We start from the raw sequence: 15,655 nt of genomic DNA, 5'->3' as shown, positions 1-15,655 counted from the left end.
GACAGCATCACCCGCCCCGGGCAGTGGAACCCGGCGCCCACCCGACGCGACAGCCGGGCCACCGGCCTGCCCGGCATCAGCTCCGGAAAGCAAAAGGGTCCACCGAATCCGTCGGCGGACCCTCAAGAAAGATCGAGGTTAACGGACTGAATACGCTGCTCATGAGTTTGAGGTACGGCAGCGTTCCGGAGAGATCCAGCCCCTCTGACCTGCGGCGGAGTGGGTGATCGAGGTCGTCACTCGCCGGCCGGGCGACTCCCCGAGGGCCGATGCCAAGGCCCAGGGGCCGTACAGGGGCCGGGGCGGCGCAGACGTGTCCAGGCCGCCGGGCAGGTCTGGCCCTGCGGGAACTCGACGGTGTGGCCGAGCCGTTCCAGCAGTTCCGTCACCGCCCGGCCGGTGCGGGGGAACATCATGTCGTTGAAACAGGTGATGAACAGAGCTATGCGCATGGTGCTTCCTGGGCGGCCGGGGAGCCGGTGACGGTCAGGCCGTAGGTCCGCAGGGCGGTGCCGGTGAAGACCTCGTGGCGTTCGGTGGGATGGAGTGCGGCCGTCAACTCCTTGGCGGCGGCGACGACTTCGGCATACGTGGCGGCCAGTCGGCAGACGGGCCAGTCGGAACCGAACATCAGCCGCCGCGGTCCGAAGGCGTCCAGCACGGTGTTCGCGTACGGCCGTAGGTCCTCGACGCTCCACTCGCCCCAGTCGGCCTCGGTCACCATGCCGGAGAGCTTGCAGACGGTGTTGGGCAGCGAGGCCAGCAGGCGCACCGCGTCCGCCCATGGCCGGAGCTCGCCTGAGGCGACGGGGGGCTTGCCCGCGTGATCGAGTACGAAGGTGAGGCCGGGAAGCAGTCGGGCGGCCTCATGCGCGGCCGCGAGCTGGTGGGGCCGGACGACCAGGTCGTACACGAGCCCTGCCTCGGCCACCGCGGCCAGCCCACGCAGTACGTCCGGCCGTATCAGCCAGCGAGGGTCGGACTCGCCCTGCACCTGGTGTCGGATGCCCACCAGGTACTCGCCACCCGGCCCCTCCCGCAGCGCCGCGAGCGCGCGGGTGGCATCCGGGGAGGTCAGGTCGGTCCAGCCCACGACGCCGGCCACCAGGTCGCTGTCCTGGGCCAAGGCCAGGAACTCGGGCGTTTCCTCCGGCACCTCGATCGTCTGGACCAGGACCGTTGCGGTGACGCCGGCCGCTCGGGCCTCGGGCTCCAGGTCGGCGAGCGCGAAGTCGCGGTGCAGCGGGGCGAGTTCCGGTCCGGTGATCCAGTCCTGGTCTCGGACGGAGAGGTCCCACACGTGGTGGTGTGCGTCGATGACACCCTCAGCGCTGTTCGCCTGCATGTCCATGACGGTCACCTCCACGACTCCTCGACTTCTCCATCGGCCGATCGGCTTCGTCGACCGGCGCGGCGGCAGGGACGGGGACGTGCGGGGGCAGCAGCCCCTCGGCGCGCAGTCCGTCCCAGACCGCGGCCGGTACCGTTCGCCGCAGCTGATCCACCGTGTCCCGGACCTCCTCGGCCGAACGCGCACCGGACAGTACGCTCGCGACCGCCGGATGTCCGAACGGGAAGCGCAGAGCGGCTGCGCGCAGCGGTACGCCGTCGCGTTCGGTGACCGCCTTCATGCGCAGAGCCCGGTCGAGTACGTGAAGTGGGGCGGGCGCGTAGTCGTACATGGCCCCGGGCTTGGGGTCGGTGAGCAGGCCCGAGTTGAACACCCCGCCGACGATGACACTCCTGCCGCGGGCGGCGGCCTCCGGCAGTACCTCTGCGAGCCCCTCCTGCTCCAGCAGGGTGTAGCGGCCGGCGAGCAGCACCACGTCGATGTCGGTCTCCCGCAGAAAGCGGGCGGGGAGCGCGCACTGGTTCACTCCGATGCCGATCGCCTTGACGACGCCTTCACCGCGCAGCCGTTCCAGCACCGGGTAGGCCTCGGTGAGGGCCTGCTCGGCGTGGTGGTCCGGGTCGTGCAGCAGGGCGATGTCCACACGGTCCAGGCCGAGGCGGTCCAGGCTCGCTTCCAGGGAGCGCAGTACTCCGTCGGAGCTGAAGTCCCAGACGCGGCGGTGGGTGTCGGGCACGGCGAAGCCCTGGGCGAGATCGTCGCCGCGGCCACCCCCCGGGAGGGGTTCGAGCAGCCGCCCGACCTTGGTGGAGACGGTGTACGTGTCGCGGTCGCGTCCGCGCAGCGCGGCACCCATGCGTCGCTCGGACAAACCGAGTCCGTAGTGCGGGGCGGTGTCGAAGGTGCGTACGCCCGCGTCCCAGGCCGCCTCCACCGCGGCGAACGCGGCCTCGTCGGTGACCGGGCGGAAGAGGTTTCCGATGCCGGCGGCCCCGAACGACAGCTCGGTGACCATGACACCAGTGCCGCCCAGCGTCGTCGCTCTCATGCGCCGACCGCCAGGCGCAGCCGGAGACCGTGCATGCCACCGTCGACGGCGAGGGCGATGCCGGTGACGGAGGCCGCAGCGGGGCTCGCCAGGTAGACCACGGCCGCCGCCACCTCGTCTGCGGTGACCAGGCGGCCCAGGGGCTGGCGTGCGTCGAGGGCGGCGCGTTCCGCCTCCGGGGCGGCCGCGGCGTCCAGGAGCCGGGTCACCCAGGGTGTGTCGGCGGTGCCGGGGTTGACGCAGTTGACGCGGATGCCCTCACGGACATGGTCCGCGGCCATCGCCAAGGTCAGCGAAAGCACCGCACCCTTGCTGGCGGAGTACAGGGCGCGCTGGGGGAGGCCCGCGGTGGCCGCGATGGAGCATGTGTTGACGACCGCCGCGTGCGACGAGCGCCGTAGATACGGCAGGGCGGCCCGGGTGGTGCGCGCCGTGCCCAGGACGTTGACATCGAGGACGCGGTGCCACTCCTCGTCCGGGTTGTCCTCGACGGTACCGACGGCGCCGATGCCCGCGTTGTTGACCAGGATGTCCAGGCCACCGAGCTGCCCGGCGGCGCTCTCCACGGCGATACGCACCGAGGCGTCGTCGCCGAGGTCGGCCTTGATGGCGATCAGCGGCTCGGGGATACCGGAGGGGTCGAGGTCGAGGACGGCCACCGTGGCGCCGTGCTCGGCCAGCATCCGGGACGTGGCCAGCCCGATGCCGGACGCGCCGCCGGTGACGACGGCCCTGAGCCCTGACAGGCCGCTCATGCTGGTCACAGGGGTGCCTTTCACGCTTGGCCGAAGGTCTGGCGCTGGCTGCCGAGGCCGTCGACGGAGAGCTCGACGGTGTCGCCGGGGCGGAGGTAGGGGGTGCCGGGGAGGCCGAGGGCCACGCCCGCGGGAGTACCGGTGTTGATCACGTCGCCCGGCTCCAGGACCATGTACTGGCTCAGGTACGACACGATGTGGTCGACCGGGAAGATCATGTCGCTGGTGTGGCCGTCCTGCCGCTTCACGCCGTTGATGCTCAGGTGCAGCCCGAGGTCCTGCGGATCGCCGACCTCGTCGGCGGTCACCAGCCACGGTCCGAGCGGGTTGAACGTCTCGCAGGACTTGCCCAGGTCCCACTGCGAGGAGTGCTCCAGCTGGAACTCCCGCTCCGACACGTCATGGCTGATCGCGTACCCCGTGATCACGGCCCGCGCGGCTTCCGGACCGTCGAGGTAGCGGGCCCGCCGTCCGATGACGACCGCCAGCTCGACCTCCCAGTCGGTCTTCACGGAGCCGCGGGGGATCAGCACCTCGTCGTACGGCCCGACCACCGTGCCCGGGTCCTTCATGAACACCACCGGCCGCGCGGGGATCGCCGCGCCCGTCTCGGCGGCATGGCCGCGGTAGTTCAGACCGACGCAGACGATCTTGCCGGGGCGGGCGACGGGCGCTCCGATCCGCACACCATCCGGATCCAGTTCGGGCAGACTGCCCGTCGCGACCGCCGCTCGGGCCCGGTCGACACCGTCAGAGGCGAGGAAGGCGCCGTCGATGTCGGAGGTCACGGAGGACAGGTCGAGCAGCCGGTCTTCCTCGGTGCGGACTGCGGGACGCTCCTCGCCGGGCGCGCCGACTCGTAGAAGTTTCACTGGGCGTTTCCTTGCCATGGGTGGTGGTCAGGTGGCTCGGGCGAGGGATGGGGGACTAGGGATGACCGTCACGGTGTGCCGGACTCACTCAGATGCCAGATCTCGGTCAGGTCCGACCATCTGCCCCCGGTGCCGGTATCGGCCCAGGGCTCCTGGCAGGGGCCGGTGAGCTCCCACCAGGCGCGGGTGGCCGTGTCGGCGCCGATAGCGGCCATGTCGGCCTCGAAGTCGTCGCCGTGGTATTCGAAGTAGCCGAACAGGGTGTCCTCGCGCAGAAAGATGCTGTAGTTGCGGATGTTCGCGGCCCGCAGCGCGGCCTCGACGCCCGGCCAGACCGCGGAGTGCAGGCGCAGATACAGGTCACGGTGCTCGGGCCGCAGGCGGATCGTCTGGGCAACCCGTTTCATCGGGGTCCTTCCGGTGAGGGTGGGCGGCGTCGCCAATACGGCGGCTTAGCCACTACGGCGCGGCGCCGAGGGGGCAGCTGCCGCCTCACTCCTTGGTCGCGCCGGCGAGCATGCCGGACACCAGAGCGCGTTGGGAGAAGAGGAAGACGATCAGGACCGGCACGATGGTCACCAGGGTGGCCAGCGCCAGTTCGGGTCGCATGATCTGGTTTCCCGCGCCGCTGGAGGTGTTGAACAGCGGCGAGGCGGCGAGCAGGTTGTTCAGCCCCACCTGCGCCGGGTATTGGGAGCTGTCGGGCAGCATCACGAACGGCAGGAAGAAGTTGTTCCAGTTGCCGACGAAGTTGAAGAAGCCGACCAGGGCGATCACGGGCTTGGCCAGCGGCATCGCGACGAGGCGGAAGACCTGCCACTCCGAGCAGCCGTCGATGCGCGCTGCGGACAGCAGGTCGGAGGGGACATTGGAGGAGAAGTAGATGTAGGTGAGGTAGACCCCGAACGGGAAGAAGGAGAACGGCAGGATCACCGACCAGATCGTGCCGTCCAGGTGCACGGCGTTCATCCCCAGGTACAGGGGAAGCACCATCGCGGCCGTCGGCATGAGCATCACCAGCATGGTGATGGTCAGCAGCATCCGGCGCCCGATGAACTGGGTGAGGGCCAGCGCGTACCCGGCGGGGATCGATGTCACGAGGGTGATGGCCAGTGCGCCGAAGGTGTAGAGCGCCGAGTTCTTCAGCCAGGTGAGGATGGCGCCTTCCTGGAAGGCGTAGAGGTGGTGCCAGGCGTCGGCGATCGCGGTGAGGGAGCCGAAGGAGAACGGGTTGTCCCGCACGATCTGGCCGTCGGTCTTGGTCGTGGCCAGCAGGAGCCACACCACCGGCACACAGAAGAACAGCACGGCCAGGCCCATGACGATGAGCCAGGCCAGCCGGGCGGCCAGTGAGCTTGGGCGGCGCTTGTGGCGCATGGGCTTCCTCGGGCTGGTGGGGGCGCCGGCGGTACGGGGTGGCGGGGTTCGGCGAGCCGCGGTCGTGGGAGCTGTGGTCATCGTTCGTCCCTGTCGAACAGGCCGGTACGGAACACGACGAGCGCCGCGCAGGCGAGGCCCAGGACGAGAAGGTCGACGGAGAGCGCCGCCGCGCCGTTGAAGTCGCCTGCCTGGAAGGCGTACTGGTAGGACAGCTGGTTCGGTGACCAGCTGTCGGGGATCATGCCCCAGCTGGCGAGGGAGACCAGTTGCGGCTCGACGAAGAGCTGGGTGCCGGCCGCGAAGGCCAGGATCAGCATGTACGCGATCCACTTGGTGATCATCGGGATCTGGATGCGCAGGGCGATCTGGAGCGTACTGGCGCCGTCGATGCGGGCGGCCTCCAGGATCTCGTCCGGGATGCTGTTGAGCGCGCCGTACATCACCACGATCCACCCGCCGGCCCCGGTCCAGAAGGCGATGACGGTGAAGAGCACCGGCAGGTGCCCGGGGGCGTTGACCTGGGCGAGGGTGTTCCAGCCGAAGCCCTTCAGCAGCCAGCCGACGGGACTGGCAGCCGGGTCGAGGAGGATCAGGAAGAGCAGTACGCTCGCCACCCCGGCGAGGGCACCCGGCAGGTAGAACAGGAACCGCAGGCTGGTGGAGGCCCTGCGCATGCGGCCGTGCAGCATCAGGGAGAGCAGCACCACCAGGATCATCAGGCCGGCCAGCCACACCACCAGGTAGAGGCCGATGTGGAGGAAGGCCGGTCCGAAGCGGTAGTCACTGAACGTCCGGGTGAAGTTGCCGATTCCGACGAGTTGGTTGCGGGAGTTGGACAGCGCCAGCCACACCGCGTAGCAGGTGGGCAGGACGCCGAAGGCGAGCAGGAGGAGGACATAGCCGGAGACGAAGACGTAACCGGCGCGTCCGACCGGGTTGCGGGCCGAACGGCCGCCGCGGCGGCCGCTCCGCTCCGTTGCGAGGTGGGTGGTCATCGGTCCGCTTCGCTAGTTGACGGTGTATCCGAGGGACTTGGCCTTGTCGGTGATGGCCGTCTGCCAGGTGCCCAGGGTGTCCGTGAGGGTCTTGCCCGAGTTCAGGGCGGGGATCACGGTGGAGGAGTAGATCGCCTCCTGGCTGTACTGGGTGGCGGACCAGCCGGGCCAGATGAGTTCCGCCGCCTCCTGGAAGACGGGGCCGACGTCCTCGGCGAAGTAGCCGGTCTTCTTCTGGCCGGCGAGCCAGGCGACGGCTGCCTTCTTGTACGCGGGGTAGGTGGCCGCGGTGGCCTGGTAGTCGTCGGAGGTCGTCATCCAGCTGACCAGGTCGGAGGCCGCCTTGAGGTTCTTGCTGTGGGAGGAGACGAACCACAGTCCGCCGCCGACGTTGCCGGTGTAGTTCTTGTCGTCGCCCTCGAACTTCAGCGGTGAGGCGGCGGCGATCTGCCCCTTGGGGATCTTGAAGGTGGAGTTGAAGAGCACCTGTCCGTACCAGGACGGGCCGGGGAGCATGAGGACCTTGCTCGCCTGGTTCTTGATGAAGCCGGCGCTGAAGACGGTGTCCTTGGCGACCGATCCCTTGGCGATCAGGCCGTCGAGCAGCTTGGCCATCCGGGTGCACTTGGAATCCCGCAGGTCGACCTTGACCTTCTTGGCACCGGTCGCCGTGCCGGCAGGGCACTGGCTCGCCCAGAAGTACACCTCGGGGCTCCAGGCGTCCCCGGCGGTGCCGACCAGGTAGCCGGGGTGCTCCTTGGCGACCTTCTCGCCGAGTGCCTGGTACTCCTCCCAGGTGGTCGGGACCTCGTACCCGAACTTGTCCATGAGGGACTTGTTGTACCAGAGCACGTTCTGGGCCAGGTCGTTCCGGAGGCAGTAGGTGTTGCCGTTGAAGGTGCAGGGATTCAGCGCGCCGTCCGCGAAGCCCTGCAGCGTGGACGGGGAGATCACGTCCTGGTTGACGGGCGCGGCGTAGGGCGTCTTGCCCTGGGAGGCCCAGGTGCCGTCGTTGACGTTGGCGCTGAAGGCGACGTCGGGCCACCCGCTGCCGGTCCGGTCGAACAGCTGCACCTTGGTCTGCAGGTCGTTGGCCCCGTTGGCGTCGCCGCTGTACGTGACGATCTTCAGCTTCACGTCGGGGTGCGCCTTCTGGTACGCCTGCACGCCGGGCACACGGGCGGCGTCCGCCCAGACCGTGATCTCGCTGCCTTCCTGCTGCGCGACAGGCTTGAAGGCGGCGGGGGAGGAAGTCGCCGTGGGCGTGGGGTCCGCGCTGCCGCAGGCGGCGAGCGCGAGCAGGGAGAAGGCGCCCAGGACGGCGACTGCCGTGTGTCTGAGCTGGCGGCGGGAGGAAACCGGAACGTCGTTGTTCATGTCTGACCTCGGATCTTGGGAAATGGCGCACAACAGGGAGAGGCGCCGCGTTCGGGGTGTTCGAGTCAGGCGGTCGGGCCTGCGGCTCCGGTCGTCAGGCCCGGGGCGGAGTGACGGTCTCCTTGTCGACAAATCCCTGAAGTGCGGGAGGGTAGTCCAAGCCCGCCGGAAGGGCGACGCCCGGACCGGTGGGGGCATGAACGAGGCCGTGGGCGTCGATGCCGCTTTCGCGACTGATGGGGTTGCCCATGACCAGCGACTCGTAATACGTGGTGTTCGAGATGGCCATGCACAGGTGCCGGTTGGGGATCTCCGGCCCGTGCACCTCGGCGCGCAGCCGGTAGGCGTCGGCGAGGTGGGCGGTGCGCATCGCGCCGGTGAAGCCGCCGCGCAGTTGGGTGGAGGCGCGGACTCCGAAGGTGGCGGCGCCGGCCTGGATGAAGTCGGCCGAGTTCATGTGCGCCCCGTCGGAGGTCTCGGCCACGAGGAGGGGGACGGCCACCGCGTCGGCCAGGCGCTTGTACGCGGTGACACTGAACTCCCTCATCGGCTCCTCGTACCAGAGGTAGTCGGCGTCCGAGAGGGCGTGCCCGAGACGGATCGCGTCGGGGAGGTCGAAGCCCGCCGACCCGTCGAACATCAGCGGGATGTCGTCCCCCACGTGTTCACGCAGGGCCACCGACAGGCGGGCGTCGCGGCGGGCGTCACCCCAGGCGTGGAGCTTGATGGCGGGGTAGCCCAGCTCCAGGGCCTGGTCGGCGATGTCCAGGTACTCCTCGATGGAGGAGTAGGTGACGGTGGAGGCGTAGGCGGGTATCGAGGTGCGGTAGCCGCCGAGCATCTGCCAGGTGGGCCGGTCGGCGAGGCGTCCGGCCAGGTCCCACAGCGCGGTGTCGACCAGCCCCAGCAGGTAGAGCGGTAGCTCCTCCGTGCGGTCCAGCTCCCACATGCGGTGCCAGAGCCATTCCCGCTGCAAGGGGTCCTGTCCCACCAGCTCCTTGCGCAGTACGCGGTCCAGCAGGTCCCTGAGGATGACCCCGCTGCCCCGGCGAGGGGACATCGCCACCCCCTCCGCCCCTTCGTCCGTGCGGATGCGCAGCACCGCGGCCTCGCCCTCGGACGGGCTGCCCAGGAGTCCGTCCCGCCAGACGAAGGGCGGACTGACTCCCGGCACCCGGACCGGATGGCACTCGACTTCGGTAACGCGCACGGCTTGCACCCCTTGGAGCGGGAAGTAATGCTGCGAAATTTTCGTGTAACGTAAGTCGTCATACGAATGCTGTCAAGAAGTCCCGCGCAGTAGAATCTCCGTCATCCGCACCAGCAAGGGGGACACACATGGCCCAGGACAGCGCCGGCAGAGCAGGAGAGCCGCCCGTTCTCAAGCCCTGGCCCAAGCGTCCGGCCCGACTGGCGCAGGCCGTCATGGAGAGCCTGACCGACACGATCGTGTCGGGCGCCATTCCTCCGGGTTCGACCCTGCCCGTGGAACCGGAGCTCTGCGAGACGTTCGGCGTCAGCCGCATCACCATCCGCGAGGCGGTCAAGTCCCTGGAGGCCAAGGGGCTCGTCCTCGCCCGGCAGGGCTACGGCACCACCGTCACCCCGCCGGAAGAATGGAACCTCCTCGACCCTGTCGTGCTCGCTGCGACCGTCCAGCACGACGACCAGCTCGTCGTCCTCGACCAATTGGTCGACATCCGGTCGACGCTGGAGGCTCAGATGACGGCTCAGGCCGCGGAGCTGGCCACCGACGACGACCTACGAGACATCGAGCGGCTGCTCGCCCGGCTCGACGAGGAGACCGCCGTCCCGGCACGCTTCATCGAGACCGATGTGGCCTTCCACGACCGGATCCTGCAGGCGTCCCGCAACAGGCTCGGCCGTTCCATCATCCGCATCCTCCATGCCCAGGCGCGCACGACGTACCTGTACAACGGCACACCGGACGCGACCGCGTGCGAGCGGGCCAACGCGGAGCACCGCGCAGTCGCCGAGCGGCTGCTGGCCCGGGACTCCGACGGGGCCGCGCAGGCCATGGCGGCTCACATCCAGACCGCGTGGAGCCGCCGCCGCCTGCCCAACGTGAGCTCCCCGGCCTCCTGAGCTCCCCTGCCTCCTGAGCCCCCACGGCTCCTGAGTCCTCACGCCTCCTGCCTCCCCACGCCTCCTGAGAGCGTCCGCGCCGAACCTGCCCCCGAGCCGACAGGCCGGGGGCGTTCGCATGCCCGGGCCGCCCACGGCCAACTCCGACCGAGTCGGCATGTGCGATCTCTTGACGAAATTCATATGACGTCTAATGTTACAGCCCTATTTCCCTTCCCCTCCTGTGCCTCTGGGCTCTCTCCTGCCCGCCACGGGCACCGCAGGTCCCTCTGAACCACCCGGAAGGTGTCACGTGCGAACAGCCCGCATCCGTCCCGCGGTTCCCGAACGGCTCAGAACATGGCTGGCCACAGCCGCGGTGCTCACCGCCTCGACCGCCGCAGTCCTCGTCCAGGCGAGCCCCGCCTTCGCTGCCGGCACGACGCTCTACGCCTCGCCGAGCGGCTCCGGCACCACCTGCTCCGCGAGCCAGCCGTGCTCCATCACCCAGGCCAAGACCAACGTGCGGGCGCTCAACAGTGCCATGACGGCCGACATCACCGTCCAGCTCGCCGACGGCACCTACCGACTCTCCGCGCCGCTCACGTTCACGTCGGCGGACTCCGGCACCGGCGGGCACACGGTGAACTGGCAGGCCGCACTGGGCGCCCACCCCGTCGTCACCGGAGCACAGAAGGCCACCGGCTGGACCGTGCAGGATCCGGCCAAGAACATCTGGAAGAGCAACGTCGGCACAGGCTTCGACACGCGCCACCTCTCCGTCGACGGCGTCCTGGCCACCAGGGCCCGCACCGCGGTCAACCGCTCGGACCTGACCGCGACCACCAGCGGCTACACCTTCACCAACAGCTCGCTGAGCTACCTCAACAGCCTCACGCAGCCCGGCCGGACGGAGATCCACGGCATCGGGTCCTTCACCGACCGCTACGCCCCGGTGACCGGCATCAGCAGCGGCACCATCACCATGGCCCAGCCCTCGTGGGACAACAACACGTTCGGCTACGACACCCTGACCAGCCCCTTCCGGGCCGGCCCCCTCTACATCGAGAACGCCTACGAGTTCCTCGACACGGCCGGTGAGTGGTACCTCGACACCACTGCCGGCACCCTGTACTACAAGCCGCTCTCCGGGCAGGACATGAGCACGGCCGACGTCGAGGTGCCGAAGCTGCAGTCGCTCGTCAACGTCGGAGGGACCTACTCCTCACCCGCCACCCACATCGCCTTCTCAGGCCTGCAGTTCTCGGGTACCAGCTGGCTGGACCCCACCACCGGCGGCTACGCCAGCCAGCAGACCGGCGCCTACCTCGCCGGTACCTGGGACCGTCCGTCGGACGCGCTGACCTCCTGCCAGAGCGGCTGCCCGCTCTTCGAGGCGACACGCCCGCACTGGGAGCAGATGCCCTCCGCCGTCCAGGTCTCGGCCGCCGACCACATCACGTTCACCGGTAACCGGTTCACCCAGCTCGGACAGAGCGCCCTCGGGATCGGCAACGACGCCAACGCCCACACCACCGGCGTGGGACTCGGCGCCGACACCATCACCGCGACCGGCAACGTCTTCACCCAGGACGCGGGCGGCGGCATCGCCGTCGGCGGTCTTCAGGCGGACGCGCACCACCCCAGTGACAACCGGATGACCAACCGGAACATCACGCTGAGCAACAACCTCATCCACGACGTGGCGCTGGAATACCGCGACATGTCGGCCATCCTCGTCACCTACGTGAACGGCGCGACGGTCTCGCACAACGAGGTGTACAACCTGCCCTACTCCGGCCTCACCATCGGCTACGGCTGGGGCGCCAACGACATCGGTGGCAGCCAGGACTACGTCAACCGGGGCCTGTACAACTACCAGCCCACCTACACGACCGCGACCACCGCCGCCAACAACCACGTCACCGACAACTACATCCACGACCTCATGCAGCAGATGACCGACGGCGGCTGCATGTACACCCTGTCGGCGTCACCGGGCAGCACCTTCGAACGCAACTACTGCCACAGCAACGGCGGTTGGTTCGGCTTCTACCACGACGAGGGCTCCCGGAACTTCACGGACACCAACAACGTCTTCCGCAACACCGGCAGTTGGGGCCACGAGAACAGCAGCTCGACCAACAACACCGGCGCCCTGACCCTCGCCGACAACTGGACGAACAACAGTTCCGCGAACATCACCAACACCAACGGCCGCGGTGACGTGGTCAGCGGCACCGTCGTCGTCGGCAACGGCAACTGGCCGTCGGGCGCCAGGACGGTCATGGACAGTGCCGGCATCCAGCCGCTGTACCGTCCGCTGACCACCGACCCCGTCAGCTTCCCCTACAGTGCCTACTCCTCCACTGCGGCCAACGTCGGCCAGGGCGGCGGCCGCTTCGCCATCACCGACGCGGGCGCGGACATCTGGGGCGCGGGCGGACAGCATGACGACGCCTATGGCACCGTCTACCAGGCGGGGGCAGCTGTCGACGGCACCTCGGTGACCGCCCGGGTCGACAACGTGGACAACAGCAACGGGTGGGCCAAGGCCGGCGTCGTCCTGCGCAACGACCTCACGGGTAACGGCTCCTCCGCCGGATACGCGGCTGTGGTGGTGACCCCGAACAACGGCGTCAGCTTCCAGCGGGACTCCAACGCCGACGGCTACCTCGACCAGCTCACGTCCACCGCTGCCACCGTCAAGGCGCCGGTCTGGTTGCGGCTCACCCGCACCGCCACCCAGGTGTCCGCCTACTACTCCACCGACGGATCCACCTTCACCCAGGTCGGCTCCACGGTGACCCTGCCGTCCATGGCGGCCACCCAGGATGCCGGCGTCATCCACACAGCCCACAGCACCACCGCCGGCAGCGCGACATTCAGCAACCTGCGAATCGTCACCTCTCCCTACAAGGCATACAGTTCGATTCCGGCCGCCGTCAGCCAAAGCGGCGGAGTGACCTCCCTGACCAGCGCGGGCATCGACGTGTGGCGCTCCGGCACGGCATACGACGACGAGTATGCCGCGGCCTACCAGACGGGGGCCGCTGGAACGTCCTCGACCGTCACCGTCCGCGTCACCCGTCAGGACAACACCAACAGCTGGGCCAAAGCCGGCCTCATGCTGCGAAACGACATCGCCTCCGCCGGCTCGTCCACCGGGTACCTCGCCCTCGCCACCACCCCCGGCAACGGAATCGCCCTGTCGTACGACTCCAACAGTGACGGCTACCTCGACACCAACGTCCTCAGGACCGGAACCAGCGCCATCGCCCCGGTCTGGCTCCGCCTGGTCAGGAGCGGCACGTCGGTCACCGGCTCCTACTCCGCCGACGGGGCCACCTGGACCACTGTCGGCACCGCCACCCTGACCGGGGCGAACAGCACCTTGGACGCGGGCATGTTCTCCACGGCCCACGCCGGAACCATCGGCACCGCGAACTTCAGCCAGTTCTCCGTCAGCTGACGAAGCGGTTCGGGACACGATCTCCGCGTGGTGGTGCGGCTTCCGCACCACCACGCGGAGATCCGTCATGTCCGCGCCGAACTCCGTGCGGCAGCGCAACCCCACACCCGCGGCATCGGTGGCGCCCCACCCATCCCTGGAACGCGCAGACCGTTGACGGCCGCATCGCCGGGGCAAGCACGTGGCTGGAAAGACTCCGCAGACTCCGCCCGCCGTATCGAGGGCAGCCCCGCCGCCGTACCGGCGTTCGACCACCGACTGCCGGAACTCCGGGGTGGCGACGCCCGCACGGACACCCCCGCACCCGTCCCCTTCCCGGCCGCCTGCCGACCACAGGCCCGGTCGGCCGCAGCTGCTGCTGTGGCCTACGTCTGACACGGATCAGCACGTCTGACCTGCAAGAACGGCGTGAATCGGCAATGATCGGCAAGGGCCGCCAAGATTCCCAAGGGACTCATAATCCGTCGCCGTGGGTTCGAGTCCCACCCGCCTCACCTGTGCAGGCTGTGACCTGCGGGAACGTTCATTTTTGGGTGGCGGGGCATCAGCTTTGCCTGAACGGTCTGGATCCGCTGCTCGTGTCCCTGCGCGAACTCATCGGCGAGGTGTCGACGCGACCTGGATCTGAGACACCGTGGGACCACTGCCCACCTGCATCGCCGAGAACGACAGCGGTGGAAGCGCCGTCCGCGAGTGGTGCCAACCGGCAGGTCTCCCAGAGAGCGACAGGGACCACGCGTTGGACCGTCCTGGGTCGGTAGATTTTCCACCGAACCCAGAACGGTTTCAGTCCACAGTGCCTACTGGCTTACCAAGCCGCGTCCCCGCAGACGTGCTTTTGTCCGGTCGTTGAGTTGTCGATGCAGACGTGCGAGGCGGCGTCCGTGCCGTTCCAGTGGAAGCCAGTCGCAGCCGTGGAGTTCAGCAGGAAGTAGCTGCTCGATACCGGCGTCCAGCCGTAGCCGTCAGAGCCGAGGCGCATGCGCTCCAGGTACACAACACACTGGTTGTTGTTCCATGACTGGCCGAGGGCTTGTACGTAGCCGTTGCTGGAGTCACGGTTCAACCAGCCCTTGCAGCTTCCTGCGTAGGTATCCTTGCCGGCGATGTAGTCGATCGACTGTGCGGAAGCGGCCGCCGAGGTCGCCGTCGACATGCCACCGCCCAGCAAGGTGCCGGTGATAATGGCGGCAGTGGCGAGACTGCGTACACGGTTCATGGATTTGATCCCATCCAAAGCAGGGCCTGTCCGAGGCGGGGTTGCCCGGGTGTACGAAAGCTAGCCGGAAGGGCTGTTCCCCCTCGCCCAACCGTGGGTTGAACTGCGCCTGCAACCAGGGTGGTTGGCGGTGTACAACTCGGGGTGTAGCTGTGGTGGAAAGCAGGGTGGAGCGGTCGCTTGGGGCCTAGGCTCGGACGATGTTCGGGCAGCGCACGTGGAGTCGGGCGGTTCGCCAGGTCTTCCCACAGGTGGCGGACATCGTCTACGCGGTGGTGTCGGTCTGGATCTCGAGCACCGCGTTGCGCAACCTGCCCGACCCGCATGGCTACTGGCGGCACACCGATGTGTGGGCCTACGTGCTGATCGCCCTGGTCTATCTTCCGCTGGCCGTGCGCCGACGGGCTCCCCTGACCGTGCTCATCGGCACGGCGGCCTGTGTGCTGTGTTACTTCACCCTGGCCTACTACCACGTGGTCGTTGTCAGCGGACTGGGCCTGGCGCTCTACACCGTCGCGGCGCAGTGCCCGCGCAGGGTCGCTGCGCAGTGCGCCGCCGCATCGTTGCTCGTGCTGCTGTGGGGCACGCGGCTCGCCGAGCCCGGGAGCGGCCCGTTCAGTGTGGCCTTCGTGATCGTGATGGTCGCTGTCGCCTGGGTGACCGGCGACCGGGCCCGTCGGCTCGCGGAGCGCGGCGAGCGGCTCGCGGTGCTCACCGAGCAACTGCGCCTGAGGCAGAAGGAGAAGGAGCAGCGGGCCGTCATGGCCGAGCGCATGAAGATAGCCCGTGAACTGCACGACGTGATCGCCCACCACGTGTCGGTGATCTCCGTGCAGACGGGCCTGGCCGGATATGTCTTCACCTCCGATCCGAGGACGGCCCGCACAGCGCTGGAGACCATCGCGGGCAGCGCCCACGAGGCCATGGCGGAAATGCGCCGCATGCTGGTCGTGCTCAGGGAAAGGCCCGAGCGTGCCCGGGAGGAGGAAGGAGCGGGCGACCACACCGCGGCCCCCGGTCTCGGGCGGCTGGACCAACTGGCCCGGCGCGTCGAAGCCGCGGGTGTCTCCGTCGAGGTCCGGATCACGGGTGCCCCGTTCG

Annotated in this window: 13 protein-coding genes and 1 pseudogene; 3 read left to right on the top strand and 11 right to left on the bottom strand. The window is 68.8% G+C overall.

Annotated features, from left to right (window positions below; genetic code table 11):
* Positions 1-329: 329 nt before the first annotated feature.
* From ACFVYN_RS39890 to ACFVYN_RS39845, 10 genes and pseudogenes are all read right to left on the bottom strand, one after another.
* Positions 330-452, bottom strand: a pseudogene (locus ACFVYN_RS39890) (heterodisulfide reductase-related iron-sulfur binding cluster); the annotation flags it as partial.
* Complete coding sequence (locus ACFVYN_RS39885) at positions 443-1,351, bottom strand: amidohydrolase family protein (RefSeq protein WP_390007521.1); 909 nt, start codon at positions 1,349-1,351, stop codon at positions 443-445. The pseudogene ACFVYN_RS39890 and the gene ACFVYN_RS39885, both read right to left, overlap by 10 nt.
* Complete coding sequence (locus ACFVYN_RS39880) at positions 1,326-2,399, bottom strand: aldo/keto reductase (RefSeq protein ID WP_390007516.1); 1,074 nt, start codon at positions 2,397-2,399, stop codon at positions 1,326-1,328. The genes ACFVYN_RS39885 and ACFVYN_RS39880 overlap by 26 nt, the downstream gene beginning before the upstream one ends.
* Positions 2,396-3,154 (bottom strand): SDR family NAD(P)-dependent oxidoreductase, encoded by a 759-nt coding sequence (locus ACFVYN_RS39875; protein WP_390007519.1) that lies wholly within the window; start codon positions 3,152-3,154, stop codon positions 2,396-2,398. The genes ACFVYN_RS39880 and ACFVYN_RS39875 overlap by 4 nt, the downstream gene beginning before the upstream one ends.
* A gap of 20 nt (positions 3,155-3,174) precedes the next feature.
* Complete coding sequence (locus ACFVYN_RS39870) at positions 3,175-4,026, bottom strand: fumarylacetoacetate hydrolase family protein (protein ID WP_390007514.1); 852 nt, start codon at positions 4,024-4,026, stop codon at positions 3,175-3,177.
* Between the two features lie 68 nt (positions 4,027-4,094).
* Positions 4,095-4,433, bottom strand: a complete 339-nt coding sequence (locus ACFVYN_RS39865) for an L-rhamnose mutarotase (RefSeq protein WP_390007511.1) — start codon at positions 4,431-4,433, stop codon at positions 4,095-4,097.
* An 85-nt stretch (positions 4,434-4,518) separates the two neighbouring features.
* On the bottom strand, positions 4,519-5,403 hold the full coding sequence (locus tag ACFVYN_RS39860; RefSeq protein WP_352384356.1) for a carbohydrate ABC transporter permease: 885 nt from the start codon (positions 5,401-5,403) through the stop codon (positions 4,519-4,521).
* 77 nt (positions 5,404-5,480) lie between these two features.
* Complete coding sequence (locus tag ACFVYN_RS39855) at positions 5,481-6,401, bottom strand: carbohydrate ABC transporter permease (RefSeq protein WP_390007508.1); 921 nt, start codon at positions 6,399-6,401, stop codon at positions 5,481-5,483.
* Positions 6,402-6,413: 12 nt separating this feature from the next.
* Entirely contained in the window at positions 6,414-7,778 is a 1,365-nt protein-coding gene (locus ACFVYN_RS39850) for an ABC transporter substrate-binding protein (protein WP_390007505.1), read from the bottom strand.
* 94 nt (positions 7,779-7,872) lie between these two features.
* Positions 7,873-8,988, bottom strand: coding sequence for an enolase C-terminal domain-like protein (locus tag ACFVYN_RS39845; RefSeq protein WP_352383636.1), 1,116 nt, complete (start codon positions 8,986-8,988; stop codon positions 7,873-7,875).
* Positions 8,989-9,116: 128 nt separating this feature from the next.
* On the opposite strand from ACFVYN_RS39845, the gene ACFVYN_RS39840 reads away from it, so the two are divergent.
* On the top strand, positions 9,117-9,884 hold the full coding sequence (locus ACFVYN_RS39840; RefSeq protein WP_390007502.1) for a FadR/GntR family transcriptional regulator: 768 nt from the start codon (positions 9,117-9,119) through the stop codon (positions 9,882-9,884).
* Positions 9,885-10,176: 292 nt separating this feature from the next.
* Positions 10,177-13,335, top strand: coding sequence for a DUF1349 domain-containing protein (locus ACFVYN_RS39835; RefSeq protein ID WP_390007499.1), 3,159 nt, complete (start codon positions 10,177-10,179; stop codon positions 13,333-13,335).
* Between the two features lie 808 nt (positions 13,336-14,143).
* On the opposite strand, the gene ACFVYN_RS39830 is transcribed toward ACFVYN_RS39835, so the two are convergent.
* Positions 14,144-14,554 carry a hypothetical protein gene (locus tag ACFVYN_RS39830; protein WP_390007497.1) on the bottom strand — a complete coding sequence of 137 codons (411 nt, stop codon included), beginning with the start codon at positions 14,552-14,554 and terminating at the stop codon, positions 14,144-14,146.
* Positions 14,555-14,805: 251 nt separating this feature from the next.
* On the opposite strand from ACFVYN_RS39830, the gene ACFVYN_RS39825 reads away from it, so the two are divergent.
* Positions 14,806-15,655, top strand: an 850-nt coding sequence (locus ACFVYN_RS39825) for a sensor histidine kinase (RefSeq protein WP_390007495.1), incomplete at its 3' end; no start/stop codon positions are given.

Origin of the sequence: Streptomyces sp. NPDC058307 (assembly GCF_042880295.1) — a bacterium.
Classification (GTDB): domain Bacteria; phylum Actinomycetota; class Actinomycetes; order Streptomycetales; family Streptomycetaceae; genus Streptomyces.
Note: the sequence above shows the minus strand (reverse complement) of the source record. Positions and strands in the feature narration are given on the sequence as shown.

Excerpts from the sequence above, each read along its gene's own strand:
- ACFVYN_RS39885 (WP_390007521.1), bottom strand. The coding sequence starts at position 1,351 with ATGGACATGCAGGCGAACAGCGCTGAGGGTGTCATCGACGCACACCAC.
- ACFVYN_RS39880 (WP_390007516.1), bottom strand. The coding sequence starts at position 2,399 with ATGAGAGCGACGACGCTGGGCGGCACTGGTGTCATGGTCACCGAGCTG.
- ACFVYN_RS39875 (WP_390007519.1), bottom strand. The coding sequence starts at position 3,154 with ATGAGCGGCCTGTCAGGGCTCAGGGCCGTCGTCACCGGCGGCGCGTCC.
- ACFVYN_RS39865 (WP_390007511.1), bottom strand. The coding sequence starts at position 4,433 with ATGAAACGGGTTGCCCAGACGATCCGCCTGCGGCCCGAGCACCGTGAC.
- ACFVYN_RS39860 (WP_352384356.1), bottom strand. The coding sequence starts at position 5,403 with ATGCGCCACAAGCGCCGCCCAAGCTCACTGGCCGCCCGGCTGGCCTGG.
- ACFVYN_RS39855 (WP_390007508.1), bottom strand. The coding sequence starts at position 6,401 with ATGACCACCCACCTCGCAACGGAGCGGAGCGGCCGCCGCGGCGGCCGT.
- ACFVYN_RS39850 (WP_390007505.1), bottom strand. The coding sequence starts at position 7,778 with ATGAACAACGACGTTCCGGTTTCCTCCCGCCGCCAGCTCAGACACACG.
- ACFVYN_RS39840 (WP_390007502.1), top strand. The coding sequence starts at position 9,117 with ATGGCCCAGGACAGCGCCGGCAGAGCAGGAGAGCCGCCCGTTCTCAAG.
- ACFVYN_RS39830 (WP_390007497.1), bottom strand. The coding sequence starts at position 14,554 with ATGAACCGTGTACGCAGTCTCGCCACTGCCGCCATTATCACCGGCACC.